Origin of the sequence: Stenotrophomonas maltophilia, assembly GCF_013464485.1 — a bacterium.
Classification (GTDB): Bacteria; Pseudomonadota; Gammaproteobacteria; order Xanthomonadales; family Xanthomonadaceae; genus Stenotrophomonas; species Stenotrophomonas maltophilia_AW.
In genome coordinates this window covers 1-22,968 of sequence record NZ_RAUX01000041.1, presented here as the reverse complement: position 1 = coordinate 22,968, position 22,968 = coordinate 1, and the positions used below count along the sequence as shown (strand labels likewise).

Genomic DNA, 22,968 nt, shown 5'->3' with positions numbered 1-22,968 from the left:
CCCCCSCCCCCCCCCCCCCCCCCACCCCCCCCCCCCSCCCCCCCCCCCCYCCCCCCCCCCCCCCCCCCCCCCACTACCGGGTATGCGCGGGACCTACTGGCGGCGCACCGACTGCACGACCGACAGGCGCCGCAGGCGCCGCATCACTTCGGCCAGGTGATTGCGGTCGCGCACCTGGATGTTGAACGCCAGCACGGCGGCGTTGAAGTCGCGGTCCAGGTAATCCACGCGCTCGATGTTGGAATGGCTCTGCGCGATGGCGGCGGCCAGCTGCGCCAGCACGCCGGTGCCGTTCTCCACTTCCACCACCAGCGAGGTGTCGTAGTCGCCGGAAACGGTGGTGTCCCAGCCGATCGGCACCCAGCGCTCGGGCGACTTGCGCAGCTCGGCCAGGTTCGGGCAATCCATGCGGTGCACCACGATGCCCTTGCCGGCGGTGTGGTAGCCCATGATCTCGTCACCGGGAATCGGCTGGCAGCAGCCAGCGAAGGTGACCACGCCGCGCTCACTGCCGTTGATCAGGATCTTTTCCTGCGAATGGTGGCGCGAATGCGGGCCGCCCCGCAGTTCGGCGTAGGCCATCAGTGCCTGCGCGGCCTGGGTCGGCATCCAGTTGCCCAGTGCGACCTCGGCCAGCAGCGCCTCCAGGCGCGGGAAGCGGTGTTCGGTAAGGAACGCATCCAGGCGCCCCTTCGGCAGCCGCTCCAGCGACGAATCCATCGCTTCCAGCGCACGGTCGAGCATGCGGTGGCCCAGCTGCACGGCGTCCTCGTGCTCCAGCTGCTTGAGCTGGTGGCGGATTGCGGTGCGTGCCTTGCTGGTGACCACGAATTCCAGCCACTGCGGTTTCGGCGTGGCCGAGCGTGCGGTGATGATCTCCACCGACTGGCCCGACACCAGCTTGGTGCGCAGCGGCACCAGTTTCTTGTCCACGCGCGAGGCCACCGCCATGTTGCCCACGTCGGTATGCACGGCGTAGGCGAAATCGAGCGCGGTGGAGTTGCGCGGCAGGGCCAGGATCTTGCCCTTCGGGGTGAACAGGTAGACCTCGTCCGGGAACAGGTCGACCTTGACGTTGTCGAGGAATTCCAGCGAAGAACCGGCGGCGCGCTGCGAATCGATCAGCTCGACGATCCAGGCGTGGGCGCGGCTCTGCGCGCTGTTGGGAGTGTCGCCGCCGAACTTGTAGGTCCAGTGCGCGGCCACGCCGCGTTCGGCGATCAGGTCCATTTCCTCGGTACGGATCTGCACTTCGATCGGCGAGCCGTACGGCCCGAACAGCACGGTGTGCAGCGACTGGTAACCGTTGGCCTTGGGAATGGCGATGAAATCGCGGAAGCGGCCATCGAGCGGCTTGAAGGTGGCATGCACCGAGCCCAGCGCGTGGTAGCAGCTGGGCACGCTGCGCACGACCAGGCGGAAGCCGAACACGTCCATCACCTGGTCGAAGGATTTGTTCTCGTCGCGCATCTTGTTGTAGATGCTCCACGGGGTCTTGATGCGGCTGATCAGCCGATGCTCGATGCCCTCCTTGGCCAGGCGCTGCGACAGCTGCACTTCCACCTGCGCCATCGCCTCGCGGCGCACCACCGGCTGGCTGCGGATGTGCTTTTCAATGATGGCGTGGCGCCACGGGTACAGCGCCTTGAAGCCGAGGTTCTGCAGCTCGCTCTTGACCAGGCTCATGCCCAGGCGCTGGGCGATGGGCGCGTAGATCTCCAGCGTCTCGCGGGCGATGCGGCCACGCGCTTCGCGACTCTGCGCGCCCAGCGTGCGCATGTTGTGCAGGCGGTCGGCCAGCTTGATCATGATCACGCGCAGGTCGCGCGACATCGCCAGCAGCATCTTGCGGAAGCTCTCGGCGGCCGCTTCCTGGCGGTCGCGGAACTTCAGCTTGTCCAGCTTGGTCACGCCGTCGACCAACTCGGCCACGGCTTCGCCGAACTCGGCAGCCAGCGCCTCGCGGGTCAGCGGGGTGTCTTCGATGGTGTCGTGCAGGATCGCGGCGATCAGCGCTTCAACGTCCAGGCCGAGCTCGGCCAGCACCTGCGCCACGGCCACCGGATGGGTGATATAGGGCTCGCCCGACTTGCGCGTCTGCCCAGCGTGCGCGGAGGCTCCGACTTCCCAGGCACGGCGCAGCAGCGGCAGCTGTTCCGGCGGCAGATAGTGGGCGGCGCGTTCAAGCTGGAGGACGTAGTCGGGTACGGCGGCAGCGGGGGCTGCGGCGACCTTGGCAGTGGGGCCTGGGTTCATGCCCGAAGCCTATTCCAGCGCGACGTTTACGGCAAATCCTGAATGCGAAACAGCCCGCACGGGGCGGGCTGTTCGGCACATCCAACGATTACGTTGATCGATGCGATCAATCGTCGTTCTTGGACATGTCTTCGTCGGCGACCACTTCGGCGGCAGCCCACTCCAGCGCTTCGCGCTCGGCGCGCTCACGCTCGGCCTTCTCGACTTCGTCGATCAGCGCGTTGTCGATCTTGCGGGCGGCGATTTCGCGCAGCGCCAGCACGGTCGGCTTGTCCTCGGTCTCGCTGTTGTCCAGCGTGGCCTGCACGCCGTTGGCGAGCTGGCGGGCACGCTTGGAAGCCATCATGACCAGTTCGAAACGGTTGTTAACGACTTCCAGGCAATCTTCTACGGTGATGCGGGCCATACGGGCTCCCGGCGACCGGTCGGCCGCTCAGTCGAATGAGGGAAAGGGGACGGAGTGTACTGGCAGGGGCTGGACAAAATCAAGCCAACCCCCACCCGATTCTTTTGGAATCAGTCAGTTGCACCCGGATCGGGGGTCAACAGGGCCTGGATCAGGCCGGCGTGGCGGACCTTCTGGGCCTCCCGGCGCAGGCGGCTGGCGGTGAAGATGGCGCACAGCTCGTCCACGGCAGTGTCGAACACCTCGTTGACGATGACGTAGTCGAACTCGTTGAAGTGCAGCATTTCATCGCGGGCCGCGCCCAGGCGCTGGGCGATGACGGCCTCGCTGTCCTGGCCGCGCTTGCGCATGCGGTCCTGCAGGGCCTGCTTGGACGGCGGCAGGATGAACACGGTGACCGTGCCCGGCACCAGCTGGCGCACCTGCTGCGCACCCTGCCAGTCGATTTCCAGCAGCACGTCCTGGCCAGCGGCCAGCTGCGGCTCGACCGACTGCCGGGCGGTGCCCTTCCAGTCGCCGTGCACCCAGGCATGCTCGAAGAAGTCGCCGGCGGCGATCATTTCCTCGAACTTCTCCGCAGAGACGAAATGGTAGTGCTGGCCGTTCACTTCGCCCGGGCGCATCGCGCGCGAGGTGAAGGAGATCGACAGGGCGATCTGCGGGTCGCGCGCCAGAGTGGCATTGACGATGCTGCTCTTGCCGGCGCCGGACGGGGCGGCAACGATGTACAGCGTGCCGCGCGCAACGGCGTCCGACGGCTTCGACGGGGCGCTCATGCGGGGGATCCAACGGGTTGATTTGGCAAAATTTTTCCTCGGTGTTCCAGATCCGGCGCGGAGGATCGCGCCAGGACGGCGGGGGCTGCGCGGAACATCCTGGAACCAGGCCCGGCAGACGCTTCCCCGGGGTGCGGGCACGCAACTTTACCAGAGCGGCCCCTTTGCGCGCCCGTCCTGCGGGCGCCGGCCCTTGTGCCACATGGGCATCCGGGGGCCTGTGCTATAACCGGGCCGTACCTACCGACAGCCGGGTGGTCTGCGTGCCGCCCCGCCATCCAAGGAGAACGGCATGCCCTCGATGAGTCGCCGCCAGTTCCTGAAGGTCACCGGGACAACCCTGGTGGGCTCCAGCCTGGCCCTGATGGGCTTCGCGCCCGGCATCGCGCTCGCGGAGGTCCGGCAATACAAGCTGACCCGCGCGACCGAGACCCGCAACACCTGCACGTACTGCTCGGTGGCCTGCGGCATCCTGATGTACAGCCTCGGCGATGGCGCCAAGAACGCCGAACCGAGCATCTTCCACATCGAAGGCGACCCGGACCATCCGGTGAACCGCGGCACGCTGTGCCCGAAGGGTGCCGGCCTGGCCGACATCATCCACAGCAAGTCGCGCCTGCTCTACCCCGAGTACCGGGCGCCGGGCTCGAACGAGTGGAAGCGGCTGAGCTGGGACGATGCGCTGGACCGCATCGCGCGGCTGATGAAGGAAGACCGCGATGCCAACTTCGTGCAGAAGAACGAAGCCGGGCAGACGGTCAACCGCTGGCTGACCACCGGCATGCTGGCAGCCTCGGCCACCAGCAATGAAACCGCGGTGCTGACCCACAAGGTCGTGCGCTCCCTGGGCATGCTGGCATTCGACAACCAGGCACGTGTCTGACACGGCCCGACGGTGGCAGGTCTTGCCCCGACGCTAGGCCGTGGTGCGATGACGAATCACTGGGTCGACATCAAGAATGCCGACCTGATCCTGATCATGGGTGGCAATGCCGCCGAGGCACATCCGTGCGGGTTCAAATGGGTGACCGAGGCCAAGGCACACAACAAGGCACGCCTGATCGTGGTCGACCCGCGCTTCAACCGCTCGGCCGCGGTGGCCGACGTGTACGCGCCGATCCGCACCGGCACCGACATCGTGTTCCTGGGCGGCCTGATCAACTACCTGCTGACCGAGGACCGCATCCAGCACGAGTACGTGCTGAACTACACCGACATGTCGTTCCTGGTGAAGGACGAATTCGCCTTCAAGGACGGGCTGTACTCGGGTTACAACGCCGAGAATCGAAGCTACGACCGCTCCAGCTGGGACTACGTGTACGGCGATGATGGCTTCGTGCGCAGCGACCCGACGCTGAAGGACCCGCGCTGCGTCTACACCTTGCTCAAGCAGCACTACGCGCGCTACACCGTGGAGATGGTCGAACGCATCTGCGGCACGCCGGCCGACAGCATCCGCCAGATCTGGGACATGATCGCGTCCACCGCCGGCAAGGACAAGGCGATGACCATCCTGTACGCGCTGGGCTGGACGCAGCACTCCATCGGTGCGCAGAACGTGCGTGCCGGCACCATGGTGCAGCTGCTGCTGGGCAACATCGGTGTGGCCGGTGGCGGCATGAATGCACTGCGCGGGCATTCCAACATCCAGGGCCTGACCGACATCGGCCTGATGTCCGACCTGCTGCCCGGCTACCTGACGCTGCCGAAGCAGGATGAGCAGGACTACGACGCCTACATCGCCAAGCGCACGCAGAAGCCCCTGCGCGCCAACCAGATGTCGTTCTGGCAGAACTACCCGAAGTTCCACGTCAGCCTGATGAAGTCGTGGTGGGGCGACGCCGCCACCGCGGACAACAACTGGTGCTTCGACCACCTGCCCAAGCTCGACAAGCCGTACGACATGCTGCAGGCGTACGAACTGATGAACGAGGGCAAGATCCACGGCTACATCTGCCAGGGCTTCAACCCGCTGGCCTCGGCGCCGAACAAGGGCAAGCTGATCAGTGCGTTCTCCAAGCTGAAATTCATGGTCAGCATGGACCCGCTGGAAACCGAGACGATTGCCTTCTGGCAGAACCATGGCGCGCTGAACGACGTCGACCCGAGCACGATCCAGACCGAAGTATTCCGCCTGCCGACCACCTCCTTCGCCGAGGAGAACGGCGCGGTGGTGAACTCCTCGCGCTGGCTGCAATGGCACTGGAAGGGGGCCAATCCGCCGGGTGAAGCGCGCAGCGACATCGAGATCATGTCCGAGCTGTTCCATCGCATCAAGGCGATGTACGAGAAGGACGGCGGTGCATGGTGGGAGCCGGTGCGCGACCTGGCCTGGAAGTATTCCAACCCGGAACTGCCGACGCCGGAAGAATTGGCAATGGAATACAACGGCAAGGCGCTGGCCGACGTGTTCGATCCGAAGGACCCGACCAAGCTGGTGCGCAAGGCTGGCGAGCAGCTGGCCGCATTCGGCGACCTGCGCGACGACGGCAGCACCTCCTCCGGCTGCTGGATCTATATCGGCGCCTGGGGCCCGACCGGCAACATGATGGCGCGGCGTGACAACAGCGACCCCACCGGCATCGGCAACACGCTGGGCTGGGCCTGGGCGTGGCCGGCCAACCGCCGCGTGATGTACAACCGCGCCTCGTGCGACGTGGCTGGCCAACCCTTCGACCCGCGCCGCACGCTGCTGGCCTGGAACGGCAAGAACTGGGGCAACGTGGACGTGCCGGACTTCAAGGCGGACGAGGATCCCGCCGGCGGCATGGGCCCGTTCATCATGAACCCGGAAGGCATCGCCCGCTTCTTCGCCAAGGCTGGCATGGCCGAGGGCCCGTTCCCGGAGCACTACGAACCGTTCGATACCCCGCTGCGCAGCAATCCGCTCAGCCCGGGGCAGGCACTGACGCTGAACAACCCGGCGGCACGCGTGTTCGCCACCGATCGCGCACAGATCGGTTCGCCGGACGAGTTCCCGCATGTGGCCACCACCTACCGCTTGACCGAGCATTTCCACTTCTGGACCAAGCACGGCAAGCTCAACGCCATCATCCAGCCCGAGCAGTTCGTCGAGATCGGCGCGGCCCTGGCCGACGAGCTGGGCATCAACAACGGCAGCCGCGTGCGGGTCAGTTCCAAGCGTGGCCACATCGAAGCGGTGGCGATGGTGACCAAGCGCATCAAGGCCCTGCAGATCGATGGCCGGACCGTGCACCAGGTGGGCGTGCCGATCCACTGGGGCTTCCTGGGTGCGGCCAAGCCCGGATACATCGCCAATACGCTGACCAACGCCATCGGTGACGGCAACTCACAGACGCCCGAATCGAAGTGCATCCTGGTCAAGGTCGAGAAGGTGTAGGAGACACGCCATGTCACTGCAATCCCTGGACATCATCCGCCGCTCGGCCACCACCACGCCCTCGCCGGAGGCGCGTGGTGCACACACCGGCCAGGTCGCCAAGCTGATCGATGTGAGCAAGTGCATCGGCTGCAAGGCCTGCCAGGTCGCCTGCATGGAATGGAACGACCTGCGCGACGAGGTCGGCAGCTGCGTCGGCAGCTACGACAACCCGCCCGACCTGAGCGAACAGTCGTGGACGGTGATGAAGTTCCGCGAGTACGAGGACGAGAAGGGCAAGCTGGAGTGGCTGATCCGCAAGGAGGGCTGCATGCATTGCAGCGATCCGGGCTGCCTGAAGGCCTGCCCATCGCCCGGCGCGATCATCCAGTACGCCAACGGCATCGTCGATTTCCAGGAAGAAAACTGCATCGGCTGCGGCTACTGCGTGACCGGCTGCCCGTTCGACGTGCCGCGCATTTCCAAGAAGGACCACAAGGCCTACAAGTGCACGCTGTGTTCGGACCGGGTGGCGGTGGGCCAGGAACCGGCCTGCGTGAAGACCTGCCCGACCGGCGCGATCACCTTCGGCAGCAAGCAGGCGATGACCGAGCATGCCGCCGGCCGCGTCGAAGACCTGAAATCACGCGGTTACGAGAACGCTGGCCTGTACGACCCGCAGGGCGTCGGCGGCACCCACGTAATGTACGTGCTGCAGCACGTGGACAAGCCGGAACTGTACGCCGACCTGCCCAAGGACCCGCGGATCAGTCCGATGGTGGAGATCTGGAAAGGCGTGGCCAAGCCGCTGGGCGTGCTGGCGATTGCCGCCACCGCCTTCGCCGGCTTCCTGCACTACATCGGCATCGGCCGCAACACGGTCAATGACGAGGAAGAAGAGGAAGCCGAGCACGAGGCGAAGAAGATCGAAGAGGAGCAGCGGCCATGAAGTACGCACCGCACCCGCGACAGATCATCCGCTACCGCGCCCCGACCCGCATCAACCACTGGATCGTGGCGATCTGCTTCGTGCTGACAGCCTTGTCCGGCCTGGCGTTGTTCCACCCTGCCCTGTTCCCGCTGACCCAGCTGTTCGGCGGCGGACCGTGGACGCGCATCCTGCACCCGTTCGTCGGCCTGGCGATGGTGGTGGGCTTCGCGTTGCTGGCGTTGCGGATGTGGCGTGACAACTTTCTCAGCCCCGACGACCGTGCGTGGATGCGTGGCATGCGCGATGTGCTGCGCAACGAGGACGAGAAGCTGCCGCCGGTGGGCCGCTTCAATGCCGGCCAGAAGCTGCTGTTCTGGGCCATCATCGGCTGCCTGTCGGCGCTGCTGCTGACCGGGTTCGTGATCTGGCGGCAGTACTTCAGCCACTTCTTCCCGATCGGGGTGATCCGCTTCTCGGTGCTTGCCCACGCGCTGTTCGGCTGGGTGCTGATCTGCGCGATCGTGGTGCACATCTATGCAGCGATCTGGATCAAGGGTTCGGTGCGGGCGATGACTCAGGGCAAGGTGACCTACGGGTGGGCGTACAAGCATCACCGGCAGTGGTTCCGGGACATCCTGCGCGGGCGGCGGGGAGAGGGTTAGCGGCAGGGCCTGCGGCCATGCACCCGCAGAATCAACGTCAACCTCAACATCAACGTCAAGAGCGGGCCTTCTGAGGGGTGGCGGGGTGGCTCCGGTTGCGGGGGGACGCCGTAAACCCATCCMTGGGGGCTTGGCCGCGGCATCCATGCCGCGGACACCCCCGCAACCGGACCCACCCCGCCTTCGACAGTTTCCCGCTGCTGTTGGTGGGTGTCGACCTTGGTCGACACGATGAACACGGCAACGACCGAAACCGACTTTCGTAGAGTCGAGCCATGCTCGACTGCGTTGTTTGAACACGCTGGACGCCAGCACCGACAACGGCGAGGATGGAGCCTGGTTCTTCTGGCTGGCCCTGCATGGCGCAACGCATCCTTGAACCCGGTGAGATCGAGACGCTGGCCTCGCGCGATGTTCCGCGCATCATCCTGCCCGATGTCGCGTCCCTGTTCGCCCAGCGCGCGGCGCGACTGCGCAGCCTGGCCGCGCACAGTGCCATCGGCGGCTACCTGCAGCTGCTGGCGGCGTTGGCCGATGCACAGCAGGCACTGCTGGATGAGCTGACACCGCAGCAGCGCGAGGCGCTGCAGTCGCAGGCACGTGCGCAGCAATCGAGTGCGGCGGCCGGTGCCGGCATGCCGTTGCAACCGGCCAACACGCTTCAACTGGATGGACGCTGGCGCGGCTGGCTGCGCACGCTGTGCCAGCACTGTGCCGACGAAGCCGGGCTGCCGGTGGAAACCCGTCAGGAGCTGCAACGCGTCGCCGCGGCCGACGATGCCTGGCTGGATGCGCAGGCGCACGCCGTGCTGGAGCGCGATGACGCGCCTTCGGTGGATGCGGTCGCTGCGCTGCTGGTAATGAATGCACTGCAGGTCTACTGGACGGTGCTGGCGGACAGCTTCCGCTCCACCGACCTGAAACCGCTGGCCGATGCACCCGGCCTTTGCCCGTTGTGCGGCTCGCTACCGGTGGTCAGCGTGGTGCAGGCGCGGCCACCCTATGCATCCTACCGCTACCTGTCGTGCTCGCTGTGCGCCTGCCAGTGGCACTACGTGCGCGTGCAGTGCAGCCAGTGTGGTGCCGCCGGCAAGGACATCGCGTATCGTGCACTGGCCGAGGTAGACGGCGATAGCGGCGAGGCGGTGCGCGAGAGCGCGGTGCGCGCCGAGACCTGCGACCACTGCCACAGCTACCGCAAGATCCTGTACCTGGAAAAGGATCCCTCGCTGGAACCGGTCGCCGATGACCTCGGCACGCTGGCGCTGGATCTGCTGCTGGGCGAAGAAGGTTATGCGCGCGCCAGCCAGAATCCGCTGCTGTGGCAATCCGACGGCGATTGAGGCGATGACAGCCACGTCCTCCACCCCGGCATCGGTTTCCGCCCTGCCCTCGCTGGACCGGTTGCTGCGCCTGCCGGCCCTCGCAGCACTGATCGAGGGCCACGGCCGCAGCCGCATCACCCAGCTGCTGCGTTCGCACCTGCAGGTGCTGCGCGACCGTATCAGCGCCGGCCAGCTTTCGGCCGCGCAGCTGCAGGAAGCGGTTGCCGGTCCGGCGCTGGTTGCCGCGTTCGAGGCCGCACTGGCGGCCGATGCACGGCTGGATCTGCAGCCGATGTTCAACCTCACCGGCACCGTACTGCACACCAATCTCGGCCGCGCATTGCTGCCCGATGCCGCCGTGCACGCGGTCACCCGCGCGATGACCGCCCCGGTGGATCTGGAGTTCGACGTCATCCGTGGTCACCGCGGCGACCGCGATGCACGGGTGCAGGGATTGATCTGCGAACTGACCGGCGCTGAAGCCGCCACCGTGGTCAACAACAATGCGGCGGCGGTCCTGCTGCTGCTCAACAGCCTGGCCAACCGACGCGACGTAGTGGTGTCGCGCGGCGAACTGGTGGAGATCGGCGGTGCTTTCCGCATTCCCGACGTGATGCGCAGCGCAGGCGCGCGGCTGCTGGAAGTGGGTACCACCAACCGCACCCATCCGGCCGACTTCACCAACGCCATCGGCGCGCGCACAGCGCTGCTGATGGAGGTGCATGCCAGCAACTACGCGATCACCGGATTCACTGCCAAGGTCGACACGGCGGCGATGGCCACGATCGCGCACAAGCATGGCCTGCCGCTGGTGGTGGACCTGGGCAGTGGCAGCCTGTGCGATCTGGCCACGTTCGGCCTGCCGCACGAGCCCACCGTGCAGGAAACATTGGCGGACGGCGCCGATCTGGTTTCGTTCAGCGGCGACAAGCTGCTGGGCGGGCCGCAGGCCGGCATCATCGCTGGCCGCGCCGACCTCATCGCGCGGATCAACCGAAACCCGCTCAAGCGCGCGCTGCGCATGGACAAGATGGGACTGGCTGCGCTGGAAGCGGTGCTGGCCCTGTACCGCGAACCGGAGCTGCTGGCACAGCGCCTGCCGACCCTGCGCACGCTGTCGCGCACGCAGGGCGACATCGATGCACAGGCCCAGCGCCTGCTGCAGCCGATGCGTACCTCGCTGGCGGCGGACTACGCCCTCGAGCCTGCCTCGATGCACAGCCAGATCGGCAGCGGCGCGCAGCCACAGGCGCAGCTGGCCAGCGCCGGACTGCGTATTGCCAGCGCGCGCCGTGGCGGGCTGGATCGCCTGGCCAAGCGCTTGCGCCAGCTACCGCGCCCGGTGCTGGGCCGCATCGCCGATGACGCGTTGTGGCTGGACCTGCGCTGCCTGGAACCCGCCGACGAAGCGGTCTTCCTGGGCCAATGGCGCATGCTGCAGGCATGATCGTCGGCACCGCCGGGCATATCGACCATGGCAAGACAAGCCTGGTGCGCGCGCTGACCGGCATCGAAACCGATCGCCTGCAGGAAGAGCGTACGCGCGGCATTTCCATCGAGCTTGGCTACGCCTATGTCCCGGTGGAAAGCAGGGACGTCGAAGGCCTGGCCACGACGCTGGGTTTCGTCGACGTGCCGGGCCATGAGCGCTTCGTGCACACGATGGTGGCCGGCGCCACGGGTATCGATGTTGCCCTGCTGGTGATCGCTGCCGACGACGGCGTGATGCCACAGACCCGCGAGCATCTGGCCATCCTGCAGCTGCTGGGCGTGGACCGCGGTGCGGTGGCCCTGACCAAGATCGACCGCGTGGATGCCGCGCGCATCGCGCGGGTCGAGATCGAGATCGCTGCGCTGCTGGCCGCGACACCGCTGCAGGATTCCCCCCTGTTCGCCTGCAACAGCACCGCACCCGACGATGCCGGCATCAGCGCACTGCGTGCCCAGCTGCACGCGTGGGCGGCAGACGACGCCAGCGCGCGCCAGGCCGAACTGTGCAGCGAGCTGTTCCGCATGCCCGTGGACCGCGTGTTCTCGCTGGCCGGCCATGGCACGCTGGTCACCGGCGCGGTACATGGCGGCATCGCCGCGACAGGTGAGCATCTGCAGCTGATGCCGGCCGCCACTGAAGTGCGCATACGCAGCATCCACGCGCAGAACCAGGCCAGTGAACAGGCCATGGCCGGTCAGCGCTGCGCGTTGAATCTGGCCGCGGTCGCCCGCGACGACATCCGCCGTGGCGACTGGATCGCCGACCCGCGCGCACTGCTGGCCACCACCCGCGTTGATGTGCGGCTGCGGTTGTCCGCGTTGGCCGCGCCATTGCGCGACTGGGCGCCGTTGCATATCCACTGGGGCACGATGCACCGGCAGGCCCATGTGGTACTGCTGGAGGACCCGGACCAAGGCGATGGGCAGTTGGTGCAGCTGGTGTTCGATGCACCGGTCTGTGCGATGTGTGGTGATCGCTTCATCGCCCGCGATTCAGCGGCCAGCCACACGCTGGGCGGCGGCATCGTGCTCGATCCGGACCCGCCACAGCGGCGCCGGCGCAGCCCGGCACGGCTCGCCTGGCTGGGAGCACTGGAGCAACTGGCCGCGGGTGCGGGAATCGGCCCAATGTTGCAGCAGGCGCCCTTCGGCATTGCCATGGCCGCGCTGCAACGCTACTGCCGGCGCGCCGCCGACCAGATCGAACTACCCGAGGACGCGCAACGCATCGCTACCCGTGAAGACACGGTGGTCATCCTTGCCTCGCACTGGCAGGCATTGCGCGAGCAGGTGACCACGTCGTTGCGCGGCTGGCATGGGCGGCGCCCGGACGAACCCGGTGTCGACAGCGGGCGCCTGCAGCGCAGCACCCTGCCCTCGCTTGCAGCCAGCCTCTGGAATGCGCTGCTGCAGGACCTGCTGGCCGATGGCACGCTGCAACGCGTGGGCGCCTGGTGGCGCCTGCCAGGCCATGACCATGCACCACCGGAACGCGAACGCCTTCTGCTGGAACGCGTGCTGCCGCAACTGCGCGCCGGTGGCTTCGATCCGCCGTGGGTGCGTACTCTGGCCGCCGACTTCGGACTGGCCGAAGACGAGGTCCGCGCCGTCCTGCGCCGCGCCGCCGCACGTGGCGAACTGTTCCAGGTGGTACCGGACCTGTTCTATGCACCGGCGCGCATCGCCGAGCTGGCCGCGATCGTCGCGCAGCTGTCACGGGCCAGCGGCACGGTGGATGCGGCGGCCTTCCGCGATGCCATCGGCCTGGGCCGCAAACGCAGCATCCAGATCTTGGAGTTCTTCAATCGCGTTGGCTACACTCGACGCGTCGGTGACCGGCATCGGCCGCGTGGCGACCTGCAGTGGCACGCAGCCCGCGACTGAGCCCACCGCTACCGCCGTACTTTCGGAAGGCATGCGCATCCGGGCATGCGGCTGGGCTTCAAACCCAGTAGGGGGCGTCGATCGTTCCCTGGTAGGTTCGACTCCTGCTGCCTTCCGCCATTCGTGTTTCCGCAGGAGATGTCGGCATGGCCACGCACGCGCAGTCCCCCGCCCCTTCAACGGCCGATGCCCCGCAACGACTGACCTCGCTGGCACACGGTGGTGGCTGCGGCTGCAAGATCGCGCCGGGTGTGCTGAGCGAACTGCTGCGTGGCGTTCCGGCGCTTCCCGCACCGGCTGAACTGCTGGTCGGCCGCGAGACCAGCGACGACGCGGCGGTGTACCGCCTCGATGATCGCCAGGCAATCGTCGCCACCACCGACTTCTTCATGCCGATTGTCGACGACCCGTTCGACTTCGGCCGCATCGCTGCCACCAACGCGCTGTCGGACCTGTATGCGATGGGCGCGCGCCCGCTGTTCACACTGGGCATCGTCGGCATGCCAATCAATATGCTGCCGCAGGACACCATCCGCGGCATCCTGCAGGGCGGCGAACGCGCCTGCGCCGATGCTGGCATCGTTGTGGCTGGCGGCCACAGCATCGATTCGGTGGAACCCATCTACGGCCTGGCCGCGATCGGCGTGCTCGACCCGCAGCGGCTCAAGCGCAATGCCGATGCCCGCGCCGGCGATGTGCTGGTGCTGGGCAAGCCGTTGGGCGTGGGCGTGTATTCGTCAGCACTGAAAAAAGAAGTGCTGGACGCCGACGGCTACCGGCAGATGATCGAGTCGACCACCCGACTCAACACCGTGGGCGTGCCGCTGGCGGCGCTGGACGGCGTGCACGCGATGACCGATGTCACCGGCTTCGGCCTGCTCGGCCACCTGCTGGAAGTGTGCCGCGCCAGCGGCGTGGCCGCCGAGGTGGACAGTGCACAGGTGCCGCTGCTGCCACAGGCGCTGGAGCTGCTGCAGCGTGGCTGCATAACCGGCGCATCCCACCGCAACTGGGCCTCCTATGGCGCCGAGGTGCGCTTCGCCGAGGGGTTGCCAGCATACTGGCAGCCGCTGCTGACCGATCCGCAGACCAGCGGTGGTCTACTGGTGTCCTGTGCCCTGGAGGTGGTGGAGGCGGTGCTGGCCTGTTTCCACGACGCGGGGTTCGGTCAGGCGGCCGTGGTCGGGCGATTGGGCGAGGGAACGCCGGGCGTCAGCGTGCGCTGAAGCGCTGAAACGACAAGGGCGCCCTAAGGCGCCCCTGCTGTAGCGCTGGATGCAACATCACTCGATGTTCTGCACCTGTTCGCGGATCTGGTCGATCAGCACCTTCAGCTCCACCGCCGCGTTGGACGTACGGCTGTCCACCGACTTCGAGCCCAGCGTATTGGCTTCGCGGTTGAACTCCTGCAGCAGGAAGTCCAGGCGGCGGCCGACCGGCTCACGCTGCTTGAGCACGCGTCGGATCTCGACGATGTGGCTGCCAAGACGGTCCAGCTCTTCATCCACGTCCAGCTTCTGCAGCCACAGCACCAGCTCCTGCTCGGCACGGCCGGGGTCGATCGGGTGAGGCAGGTCGGCCAGGCGTGCGGCCAGCTTGGCGCGCTGGCCGTCGCGAATGGCCGGAATAAGCGTGCGGACTTCGGTGGCAATACGTTCGATTCCGTCCACGCGCTCACTGATGGCGGCCGACAACTTGCCGCCTTCACGCTCACGGGCCTCGACGAAGCCGTCCAGCACCTGGTCCAGCAGGGCCAGTGCCTCGACCTGCAGGGCGGCGGCATCGGTCGCCTCGCCGCGGGTCACGCCCGGCAGCTGCAGCAGGTCGGTGAAGCTGACCTGCAGGTTGGGGAAATCGGAGGTCAGGCGGTGGGCCAGGCGGCCCAGCTGGCCCAGCAGGGCCTCGTCCACCTGCAGGTTGGCCGCCGCTTCCGGCGCGCGCAGGCGCATCACCAGATCCAGCTTGCCACGGCTCAGGCGTGCGGCGATGCGCTCGCGCAGCTGCGGCTCGAGCGCCCTCAGTTCCTCGGGCAGGCGGGTGCCGACCTCCAGGAAGCGGTGGTTGACCGAGCGCAGCTCGCAGCCCAGCGTGCCCCACGGGGTGACCCGCTCGCCGCCGGCATAGGCGGTCATGCTTCGAATCATGGATTGTGTCCGGTGCGTGCAAAGGGGGAATGGTACCCTAGCGCCCTCACCAGAGCCCCCTTGCCCGCCCCGTGAAGGACGCGAGCGTGGCGGCGTACTCCCTCGCCATTACGGAACCCGCACCATGTCCGATTCCCGCCCCAGCGGCCGCCAGCCCGACCAGCTCCGCCCGGTCGTCATCCAACGCGGCTTCACCCGCCACGCCGAAGGTTCGGTACTGGTGTGCTTCGGTGATACCCGCGTGCTGTGCACCGCCAGCGTCGAGAACCGCGTGCCGGGCTTCCTGCGCGGCAAGGGCGAAGGCTGGGTAACCGCCGAGTACGGCATGTTGCCGCGCGCCACCCATACCCGCAGTGATCGCGAAGCGGCCCGCGGCAAGCAGGGCGGCCGCACGCTGGAGATCCAGCGCCTGATCGGCCGCAGCCTGCGCGCGTGCGTGGACCGCAACGCGCTGGGCGAGCGCACCATCACCCTGGACTGCGATGTACTGCAGGCCGACGGTGGCACCCGCACCGCCGCCATCACCGGCGCCTACGTGGCCCTGGTCGATGCGGTGAACGTGCTGATGAAGCGCGGCGACATCAAGCGCAACCCGATCCTGGGCGCGGTGGCCGCCGTGTCGGTGGGCGTGTACCGCGGCACCCCGGTGCTGGACCTGGACTACGCCGAAGACAGCGACTGCGACACCGACATGAACGTGGTGATGAATGACGGTGGCGGCTTCATCGAGCTGCAGGGCACCGCCGAAGGCCATGCCTTCCGCCGCGACGAACTGGACGCGCTGCTGGGCCTGGCCGAAAAGGGCGTGCGCGAACTGCTGGACGCACAGCAGGCAGCGCTGTCGGCATGAACCGCCGGATCGCCCTGACCACCCTGGTGGTGGCCGACTATGACGACGCCATCGCCTGGTACACCGGCAAGCTTGGCTTCACGCTGCTGGAGGACATCGACCAGGGCCACAAGCGTTGGGTGGTGGTCGGCCCGACCGACGGCAGCGCCGCCGCGCTGCTGCTGGCCCGTGCCAGCGACGAGGAACAGCGCAGCCGGATCGGCAACCAGACCGGTGGCCGCGTCGCCTTCTTCCTCAACACCGACGACTTCCACCGCGACCACGCGGCGATGCTGGCCGCCGGCGTCGAGTTCCTGGAAGCGCCGCGCGAAGAAACCTATGCAACGGTCGCGGTGTTCCGCGACCTGTATGGCAACACCTGGGACCTGCTGGAGCCCCGTCAATGAAGAAACTGGTACTGGCCAGCCACAACGCCGGCAAGCTGGTGGAGATGCAGGAGATCCTCGCCGACCTGCCGCTGCAGATCACCTCGGCCGCCGAACTGGGCCTGGGTGACGTGGAAGAGACCGGCCTGACCTTCGTCGAGAACGCGCTGCTGAAGGCACGCGCGGCCTGCGAAGCGACCGGCCTGCCGGCGCTGGCCGATGATTCGGGCCTGATCGTTGATGCGCTTGGCGGCGCGCCCGGCCTGTACAGCGCGCGCTATGCCGGCCACCCGACCAATGCTGCGGCCAACAACGCCAAGCTGCTGGAGGCGCTGGCCGACGTTCCCGACGGCCAGCGCAGCGCCCGCTTCTATGCGGTGATCGTGCTGCTGCGCCACGCCACCGACCCGCAGCCGCTGATCTGCGAAGGCCGCTGGGAAGGCCAGATCATCCGCGAGCTGCGTGGCACGAATGGTTTCGGCTACAACCCGGTGTTTCTGGACACCGCCCACGGCCTGACCGCCGCGGAAATGGAGCCGGCGCTGAAGAACGCCATCAGTCACCGCGCCATTGCCCTGCAGCAGCTCAAGCAGCAGCTGGCGACGCTGTACTGACGCCACCCGATCGAACCAGGGAAGCCGGCCAGCGGCCGGCATTACCGAAGAAGCCCATGCCGCACGACCACGACCACTGCAACCACCTGCCCGGCGAAGCCTGCTCCGCCGACCACGACAGCCCGCCGCGGCTGGTGCCGCCACCGCTGTCGTTGTACGTGCACCTGCCGTGGTGCGTGCGCAAATGCCCGTACTGCGATTTCAATTCGCACCAGGCCAAGGGCGAGCTGCCGTTCGATGCCTACATCGATGCACTGCTGCGCGACCTGGACCAGGACCTGCCACTGGTCTGGGGCCGGGTGGTGCACAGCGTGTTCTTTGGCGGCGGCACGCCCAGCCTGTTCCCACCGGAAGCGATCGATCGTTTCCTGCAGCAGGCCAGTGCGCGCCTGCGCTTCGCGCCCAACGCCGAGATCACCCTGGAGACCAACCCGGGCACCGCCGAGCACGGCCGTTTCGACCGCTACCGCGCGGCCGGCGTGAACCGTCTCAGCTTCGGCATCCAGAGTTTCGACGACGCGATGCTCAAGCGCCTGGGCCGCATCCACGACAGCGGCGAAGCCGAGCGTGCGGTGAAGATGGCGCAGGACGCGGGCTACGACAACTTCAACATCGACCTGATGTACGCGCTGCCGGAACAGACCCTGGCCGGCGCCGAGACCGATCTGGAACGCGCGTTCGCGCTGCAGCCGGCGCACATCTCGCACTACCAGCTGACACTGGAACCGAACACGGTGTTCTTCGCGCGGCCGCCGCAGGGCATTCCCGATGAAGACAATGCCTGGGACATGCAGGAGCACTGCCAGGCTTTGCTGGCGCAGGCCGGTTACGGCCAGTACGAGGTCAGCGCCTATGCCCGCCCCGGCCGGCAGAGCGCACACAACCTGAACTACTGGCGTTTCGGCGATTACCTGGGCATCGGCGCCGGCGCGCACGGCAAGATCAGTTCCGGCGCCGAAGAACACGTGCTGCGCCGCTGGAAGCTGAAGCACCCGCAAACCTACCTGGACAGCGCGGGTACCCCGGCCTCGTTCGGTGGCGACGATGTGATCGCGCCGGAGCGGCTGCCGTTCGAGTACATGCTGAACTTGTTGCGCCTGCACGAAGGTTTCAGCCTGCGCGATTTCGAATCGCGTACCGGGCTGCCGCGCAGCGTGCTGGAGGCACCACTGGCCGAGGCCATCCAGCGCGGCTGGCTGCAGCTGGCCGAGGGCCATGTGCAGCCGACCGAACTGGGCCGCCGCTTCACCAACGATGTGGTGAGCCTGTTCCTGGAGGAATGACCCTCACGTGAGGGAGGGTCGTGCCAGCCGCTGGGCCACGGCTGGCGAACGGGTGCACATCCACTCTAAAGTAGCGCTGACATCGGCCGACACGGTAGATTCACCAGATCGATCCGCGGGAATCCGGGTACCGCCTGCCGATGTCAGCTGTCTTTTCCATCACTCCTGCCGACAAGGCCCGTCTGGCCGCCACCGACCTGCCACCCCGGGTGCGTGAGCTGCTGGGCACGCTGATCGGCCTATGCCGGCAAACGCTGGCGGCTCCCCTGATCCTGACAGTTGAAGCGCTGGAACAGACTCTGCTGCACGACGCCGACCGTGCGCGCAATCCGCAGCAGCAGTCGGAGTTGATGGCCCAGCGCGGCCAGCTTCACACCTTCTCCGGTCACTTCGCCGACCGCATGCTCGATGCCGTGGCCGAAGCACTGGCCCGCCTGCGCGACCCACCCGCAGCCACCAGCGCCAGCGTTGCCCCGCCACCGCTGCCCGGCATGCTGGGGCTTTCACTGGTTGCCGAGCATGACGTCGACCGCGATCTGCTGCTGACCGAGATGGTGCGGCGTGAGACCCTGCGTTCAACCAACACACTGAACCTGCTGGGCCAACGCCTGGGCGTACTGGCGGCGGCGCCGGCCTTCGAGGCCGACACCCTGCCGCTGGCACCACAGGCACTGTGCGCGATGGTGCGCAGGCTGGCCGAACAGGACGCACTTGACGTGGAAGTGCAGCTCGCGCTGTACCGCAGCTTCGAAAGGCAGGTACTGGAGCGGCTGAGCGATGTCCTGGACCGCGCCAATGCATTGCTTGCCCAGCACGGCGTTCTGCCGGGGCTGGTCTACACCCCTTATCTGGCGCGCTCGTCAAGCACCCGACGGATCATCACCCAGTCGGTGGGTGGCGGCCGCACCACGCAGCCGGCCAAGCGCGCTGCAGCCCCGCTGACCGGCTGGAACGGTTCGGCACCGGCCGGCTCCTGGTCCAGCCTGGTACAGGACGCCTTCCAGGAGGGCGGTTCTGCCGGCCACCCCATGCCGGGCGTGACCACCTCCAGTGGCAGCGCTTTGCATGAACTGCTGCAGCAGGCACGGCATGCCGGCCCTGCCCCGGCGGACAGCGGCGCGGTGCCCAGCGCGGTGGTCGACGCGGTCCTCGCGCGCCTGCAGGCCCAGTCCAGTGCGGCAACCGGTGTGGCCGACCTGCAGGCTGCCGTGGTCGCGCAGCTGCGCAGCGAGCATGGTGCGCAGGCCCAGCTGGGCAGTCACGAGCGTGACAACCTCGACCTGCTGCGCATGCTGATGCAGCAGGTGCAACAGCAGCAGCGTCCCGATCCGGTACCCGCCGCCCTGCTGGCGCGCCTGCAGGTGCCCCTGGCACGCGCGGCGATGGCCGACCCGGGCTTCTTCGTGCGCGACGAACACCCTGCGCGTGAGCTGCTCAACCAGATCGCCGAAGTCGGCGCCAACTGGCTGAGCGATGACGATGTGGACCCACAGCTGCTGCAGCGCATGGCGCAGAGCGTGCAGGGCCTGCTGGGGCAGGATGCGCGCGCGCCGGAAGCCTTTGCCGCCGCCAACGAAGACGTGCAGCAGCACCAGCGCGCGGCGGCCCATCGTGCCGAACTGGCCGAGCGCCGCCATGTGGAAGCCGCCCGCGGCAAGGAACGATTGGAACTGGCCCGTCGCCAGGCCACCGCACAGATCGACCAGTGCTGCGACACGCGGTCGCCGCCGCGCTTCGTGCAGACCCTGCTGCGCCAGGCCTGGGCCGATGCACTGACCCTCACCCGCCTGCGCCACGGCGACGATTCGCCACAGTGGCAGGAGCGCCTGCAACAGACCGAGCGCATCGCTTCCATCACCGCACAGGCCATCGACGCCCCTGGCGGCACCGATACCGTGCTGGCAGCGGACGTGGAGGCCGCACTGCTGCAGGTCGGCTACCACGCTGAGGAAGCCGCCGCCGTCGCGCGCAGGCTGGCCACGCCCGGCGGCGAGGATGAAAGCACCTCGCGTACCGAGCTCAGCGCACGCCTGAAGGCCCGTGCGCGCCTGGGCGAGCACGCCGGCACGAACAGTGGCACCGCACCTGCCACTCCGCGCAGCAGCGCCGAAGAAGCGGCCTACCAGCAGCTGTCCACGCTGCCGTTCGGCAGTTGGTTCGACATCGACACGGGCGATGGCACGCTGCGCCGCCAGCGCCTGTCCTGGTACAGCCTGCTGACCGGCCACGCGTTGCTCGTCAATGCGCGCGGGCAGAAGATCACCGATACCGACCTGGATACGCTGGCGCGGCAGATCAGTGCCGGGCGCGCGCAGCTGGTCACCGAAGACAAGGGCCGGCTGGTCGACCGTGCCTGGGAAGCCAGCCTCGGTGCACTGCGTGCACTGGCCACTGGCCGCGCACAGGAGACCCCCGCATGAAAGCCGTACCGCCGCAGGATACCCGCCGCGCTCCGCGCCGCCAGGTCTCGGACCTGGTGCCGGTCACCGACCAGATGCGCGAGTGCGTGGTCGGGCGCCTCGGCAATGTCTCCGAAACCGGCATGCTGATGCTGGCCAGCGTGCCGCTACGCGAGGATGCGCTGTACCAGCTGCGCTTCCCGTTGCCACTGGGTGATGGCCGCCAGCAGGCCATCGACGTGGGCGTGCATCTGCTGTGGAGCGAGCCCGCGCACGTACCCGGGCAGAGCTGGACCGGCTTCCGCTTCCTCACCCTGTCACGCGAGCATCGGCAGCTGCTGCGCCAGTGGGTGGGCGAGGACAGCGACGAGGGACCGGTTTCGACGGCCTGAGTGCCGGTTCCGGCACAGCGGTTTTTCGCGGTATGCGGCAGAATCTAGGGCCGTTTTCCGTGTCGAGCCACCGCAATGATCCAGCAAGACCCCGGCGCCCTGTATTCCGACCACCTGGCCGTGCTGTGCCGACGTGCCGAACAGGCGCTGGCCCGCGGTGGCTTCGATCATCTGGTGGTGCCCAGCGGCACCCTGCACTACCAGGTGTTCGACGACCGCGACTACCCGTATGCGGTCAATCCGCAGTTCAAGACCTGGCTGCCGCTGACCCGCGTGCCCAACAGCTGGATCGTGTTCACCCCGGGCAAGCGCCCGGCCGTGATCTTCCACCAGCCCTTCGACTACTGGCACGTGGTGCCGGACGCCCCCAGCGGCTGGTGGGTGGAGCACTTCGACATCCACATCATCCGCAAGCCCGAAGAAGCGCTGGCCCTGTTGCCGGCCGACCCGGCGCGCTGCGCGATCCTCGGCGAGCCGCAGAGCGCGCTGGGCAACTACGTGCCGAACAACCCGGCGCCGGTGGTGAATTACCTGGAATGGCACCGCGGCAGCAAGACGCCGTATGAGATCGCGCTGATGCGCCAGGCGCAGGTGCTGGGCGTGCGCGGCCACCGTGCCGCCGAAGCCGCGTTCCGCAACGGCGCCGACGAGTTCAGCATTCACATGGCCTATTGCCAGGCCGTGGGCCAGGATGCCAACGAGCTGCCGTACGGCAACATCGTGGCGTTGAACGAACACGCCGCCGTGCTGCATTACACTGAGCTGGGCCGCAAGGCGCCGCAGCCGCTGCGCAGCTTCCTGATCGATGCCGGTGCCAGCGCGCTTGGTTACGCCAGCGACATCACGCGCACCTACGCTGCGCACGGCCACGACGAATTCGCCGCGATGATCGCCGCCGTCGACGCCGCCCAGCAGCAGATGTGCGCGGCGGTGCAGCCGGGCTTTGACTACAAGCAGCTGCACGTGGACGCGCATCTTTCACTGATGGGCGTGCTGAAGGACTTCGGCGTGATCAAGGTGTCGCCGCAGACCGCGCTGGAGACAGGCGTCAGCGCCGCGTTCTTCCCGCACGGCATCGGCCATCTGATCGGCCTGCAGGTGCACGACGTGGCCGGCTTTGCGGCCAGTGAGGAAGGCGGCCGCATCGAACGCCCGGCCGGCCACCCCTACCTGCGCCTGACCCGCGTGCTGGAACCGGGCATGGTGGTGACCATCGAACCGGGCCTGTACTTCATCGACATGCTGTTGAACGAAGTGAAGGATGCCGGCCATGGTGATGCGATCAATTGGGAGCGCGTGGACTTCTTCCGCCCGTATGGCGGCATCCGCATCGAAGACGAAGTGCTGTGCACTGATGGCGAGGCGGACAACCTGACGCGGCCGGAGTTTGCGGCGGCGAACGGCTGAGCCCCTCGTGGTTGGGCGCTTGGAGCAAAAGCCGCGCTTGGCGGGGCGGGTAGGCCATGCAGGGGACGCTGCAAGTACGTCCCTGTAAGCTCGATGGCGCCATCCATGGCGCCAACGCCCCTGCATGGCCTACCCGCCCCGCCTTTGACAATTTCCTGCCGCGTCCAACCACGGAAAAGAAAAAAGAAAAGCAAAAGCGGGTCGCTCGCTGCGCTCGCTCTGTGTCGACCAAGGTCGACACCCACCAACAGCCGCGTGAACCTTTCGAAGGCGGGGCACTGTGGGTTTGCGGGGTGTGAGCCGCATGGATGCGGCGACCAAGCCTCCAGGGATGGATTCACGGCGTCCCCGCAAACCCACAGTGCCCCGCCATCTCACGGATAGCCCGCTGTTGCTGTTGCTGTTGCTCCAGCTGTTGCCTCTGCGGGTGCAGGGCTGCAAGC

General features: G+C 67.4%; 18 protein-coding genes and 1 tRNA gene. 15 read left to right on the top strand and 4 right to left on the bottom strand.

All coding sequences use genetic code 11. From position 1 onward, the window contains the following. Positions 1-93: 93 nt before the first annotated feature. From D7Y61_RS17785 to gmk, 3 genes are all read right to left on the bottom strand, one after another. On the bottom strand, positions 94-2,256 hold the full coding sequence (locus D7Y61_RS17785; protein ID WP_180868204.1) for a RelA/SpoT family protein: 2,163 nt from the start codon (positions 2,254-2,256) through the stop codon (positions 94-96). A 106-nt stretch (positions 2,257-2,362) separates the two neighbouring features. After that, the gene (gene rpoZ, locus D7Y61_RS17780) at positions 2,363-2,662 is read right to left on the bottom strand and encodes a DNA-directed RNA polymerase subunit omega (protein ID WP_005410877.1); all 300 of its coding nucleotides are present in this window, start codon (positions 2,660-2,662) and stop codon (positions 2,363-2,365) included. Between the two features lie 110 nt (positions 2,663-2,772). Beyond that, a complete protein-coding gene (gene gmk / locus D7Y61_RS17775; protein WP_014038334.1) occupies positions 2,773-3,438 on the bottom strand; it encodes a guanylate kinase in 666 nt (221 codons plus the stop codon). Between the two features lie 292 nt (positions 3,439-3,730). Here gmk and fdnG point away from each other — a divergent pair, with 292 nt between their 5' ends. The 8 genes from fdnG to selD all read left to right on the top strand — a co-directional run bounded on the left by fdnG (position 3,731) and on the right by selD (position 14,297). Continuing rightward, on the top strand, positions 3,731-6,799 hold the full coding sequence (gene fdnG / locus D7Y61_RS17770) for a formate dehydrogenase-N subunit alpha (protein ID WP_180868203.1): 3,069 nt from the start codon (positions 3,731-3,733) through the stop codon (positions 6,797-6,799). A 10-nt stretch (positions 6,800-6,809) separates the two neighbouring features. After that, positions 6,810-7,727, top strand: coding sequence for a formate dehydrogenase subunit beta (gene fdxH, locus D7Y61_RS17765; protein WP_126928518.1), 918 nt, complete (start codon positions 6,810-6,812; stop codon positions 7,725-7,727). Then, entirely contained in the window at positions 7,724-8,371 is a 648-nt protein-coding gene (locus D7Y61_RS17760; RefSeq protein WP_180868201.1) for a formate dehydrogenase subunit gamma, read from the top strand. The genes fdxH and D7Y61_RS17760 overlap by 4 nt, the downstream gene beginning before the upstream one ends. Before the next feature lie 359 nt (positions 8,372-8,730). Next, complete coding sequence (gene fdhE / locus D7Y61_RS17755; RefSeq protein ID WP_180868199.1) at positions 8,731-9,714, top strand: formate dehydrogenase accessory protein FdhE; 984 nt, start codon at positions 8,731-8,733, stop codon at positions 9,712-9,714. Positions 9,715-9,718: 4 nt separating this feature from the next. Then, the gene (gene selA / locus D7Y61_RS17750; RefSeq protein ID WP_180868197.1) at positions 9,719-11,143 is read left to right on the top strand and encodes an L-seryl-tRNA(Sec) selenium transferase; all 1,425 of its coding nucleotides are present in this window, start codon (positions 9,719-9,721) and stop codon (positions 11,141-11,143) included. Further along, positions 11,140-13,071 (top strand): selenocysteine-specific translation elongation factor, encoded by a 1,932-nt coding sequence (selB, locus tag D7Y61_RS17745; protein WP_180868196.1) that lies wholly within the window; start codon positions 11,140-11,142, stop codon positions 13,069-13,071. The genes selA and selB overlap by 4 nt, the downstream gene beginning before the upstream one ends. 24 nt (positions 13,072-13,095) lie before the next feature. Further along, positions 13,096-13,191, top strand: a tRNA-Sec gene (locus D7Y61_RS17740). A 26-nt stretch (positions 13,192-13,217) separates the two neighbouring features. After that, positions 13,218-14,297 carry a selenide, water dikinase SelD gene (selD, locus tag D7Y61_RS17735; protein ID WP_180868194.1) on the top strand — a complete coding sequence of 360 codons (1,080 nt, stop codon included), beginning with the start codon at positions 13,218-13,220 and terminating at the stop codon, positions 14,295-14,297. Positions 14,298-14,354: 57 nt separating this feature from the next. On the opposite strand, the gene D7Y61_RS17730 is transcribed toward selD, so the two are convergent. Then, complete coding sequence (locus D7Y61_RS17730) at positions 14,355-15,215, bottom strand: YicC/YloC family endoribonuclease (RefSeq protein ID WP_180868192.1); 861 nt, start codon at positions 15,213-15,215, stop codon at positions 14,355-14,357. Between the two features lie 124 nt (positions 15,216-15,339). Between D7Y61_RS17730 and rph the strand changes: the two genes are divergently transcribed. From rph to pepQ, 7 genes are all read left to right on the top strand, one after another. Next, a complete protein-coding gene (gene rph, locus D7Y61_RS17725) occupies positions 15,340-16,065 on the top strand; it encodes a ribonuclease PH (protein WP_180868190.1) in 726 nt (241 codons plus the stop codon). After that, the gene (locus D7Y61_RS17720) at positions 16,062-16,451 is read left to right on the top strand and encodes a VOC family protein (protein ID WP_180868188.1); all 390 of its coding nucleotides are present in this window, start codon (positions 16,062-16,064) and stop codon (positions 16,449-16,451) included. Before rph ends, D7Y61_RS17720 begins: the two co-directional genes overlap by 4 nt. Next, complete coding sequence (rdgB, locus tag D7Y61_RS17715; RefSeq protein ID WP_180868186.1) at positions 16,448-17,044, top strand: RdgB/HAM1 family non-canonical purine NTP pyrophosphatase; 597 nt, start codon at positions 16,448-16,450, stop codon at positions 17,042-17,044. The genes D7Y61_RS17720 and rdgB overlap by 4 nt, the downstream gene beginning before the upstream one ends. 56 nt (positions 17,045-17,100) lie before the next feature. Next, entirely contained in the window at positions 17,101-18,327 is a 1,227-nt protein-coding gene (hemW, locus tag D7Y61_RS17710; RefSeq protein WP_258010415.1) for a radical SAM family heme chaperone HemW, read from the top strand. 140 nt (positions 18,328-18,467) lie between these two features. Continuing rightward, positions 18,468-20,747, top strand: coding sequence for a DUF1631 family protein (locus D7Y61_RS17705; RefSeq protein WP_180868185.1), 2,280 nt, complete (start codon positions 18,468-18,470; stop codon positions 20,745-20,747). Beyond that, a complete protein-coding gene (locus tag D7Y61_RS17700) occupies positions 20,744-21,118 on the top strand; it encodes a PilZ domain-containing protein (protein WP_010484030.1) in 375 nt (124 codons plus the stop codon). Before D7Y61_RS17705 ends, D7Y61_RS17700 begins: the two co-directional genes overlap by 4 nt. Positions 21,119-21,193: 75 nt before the next feature. After that, entirely contained in the window at positions 21,194-22,525 is a 1,332-nt protein-coding gene (pepQ, locus tag D7Y61_RS17695) for a Xaa-Pro dipeptidase (RefSeq protein ID WP_180868183.1), read from the top strand. Positions 22,526-22,968: the final 443 nt, after the last annotated feature.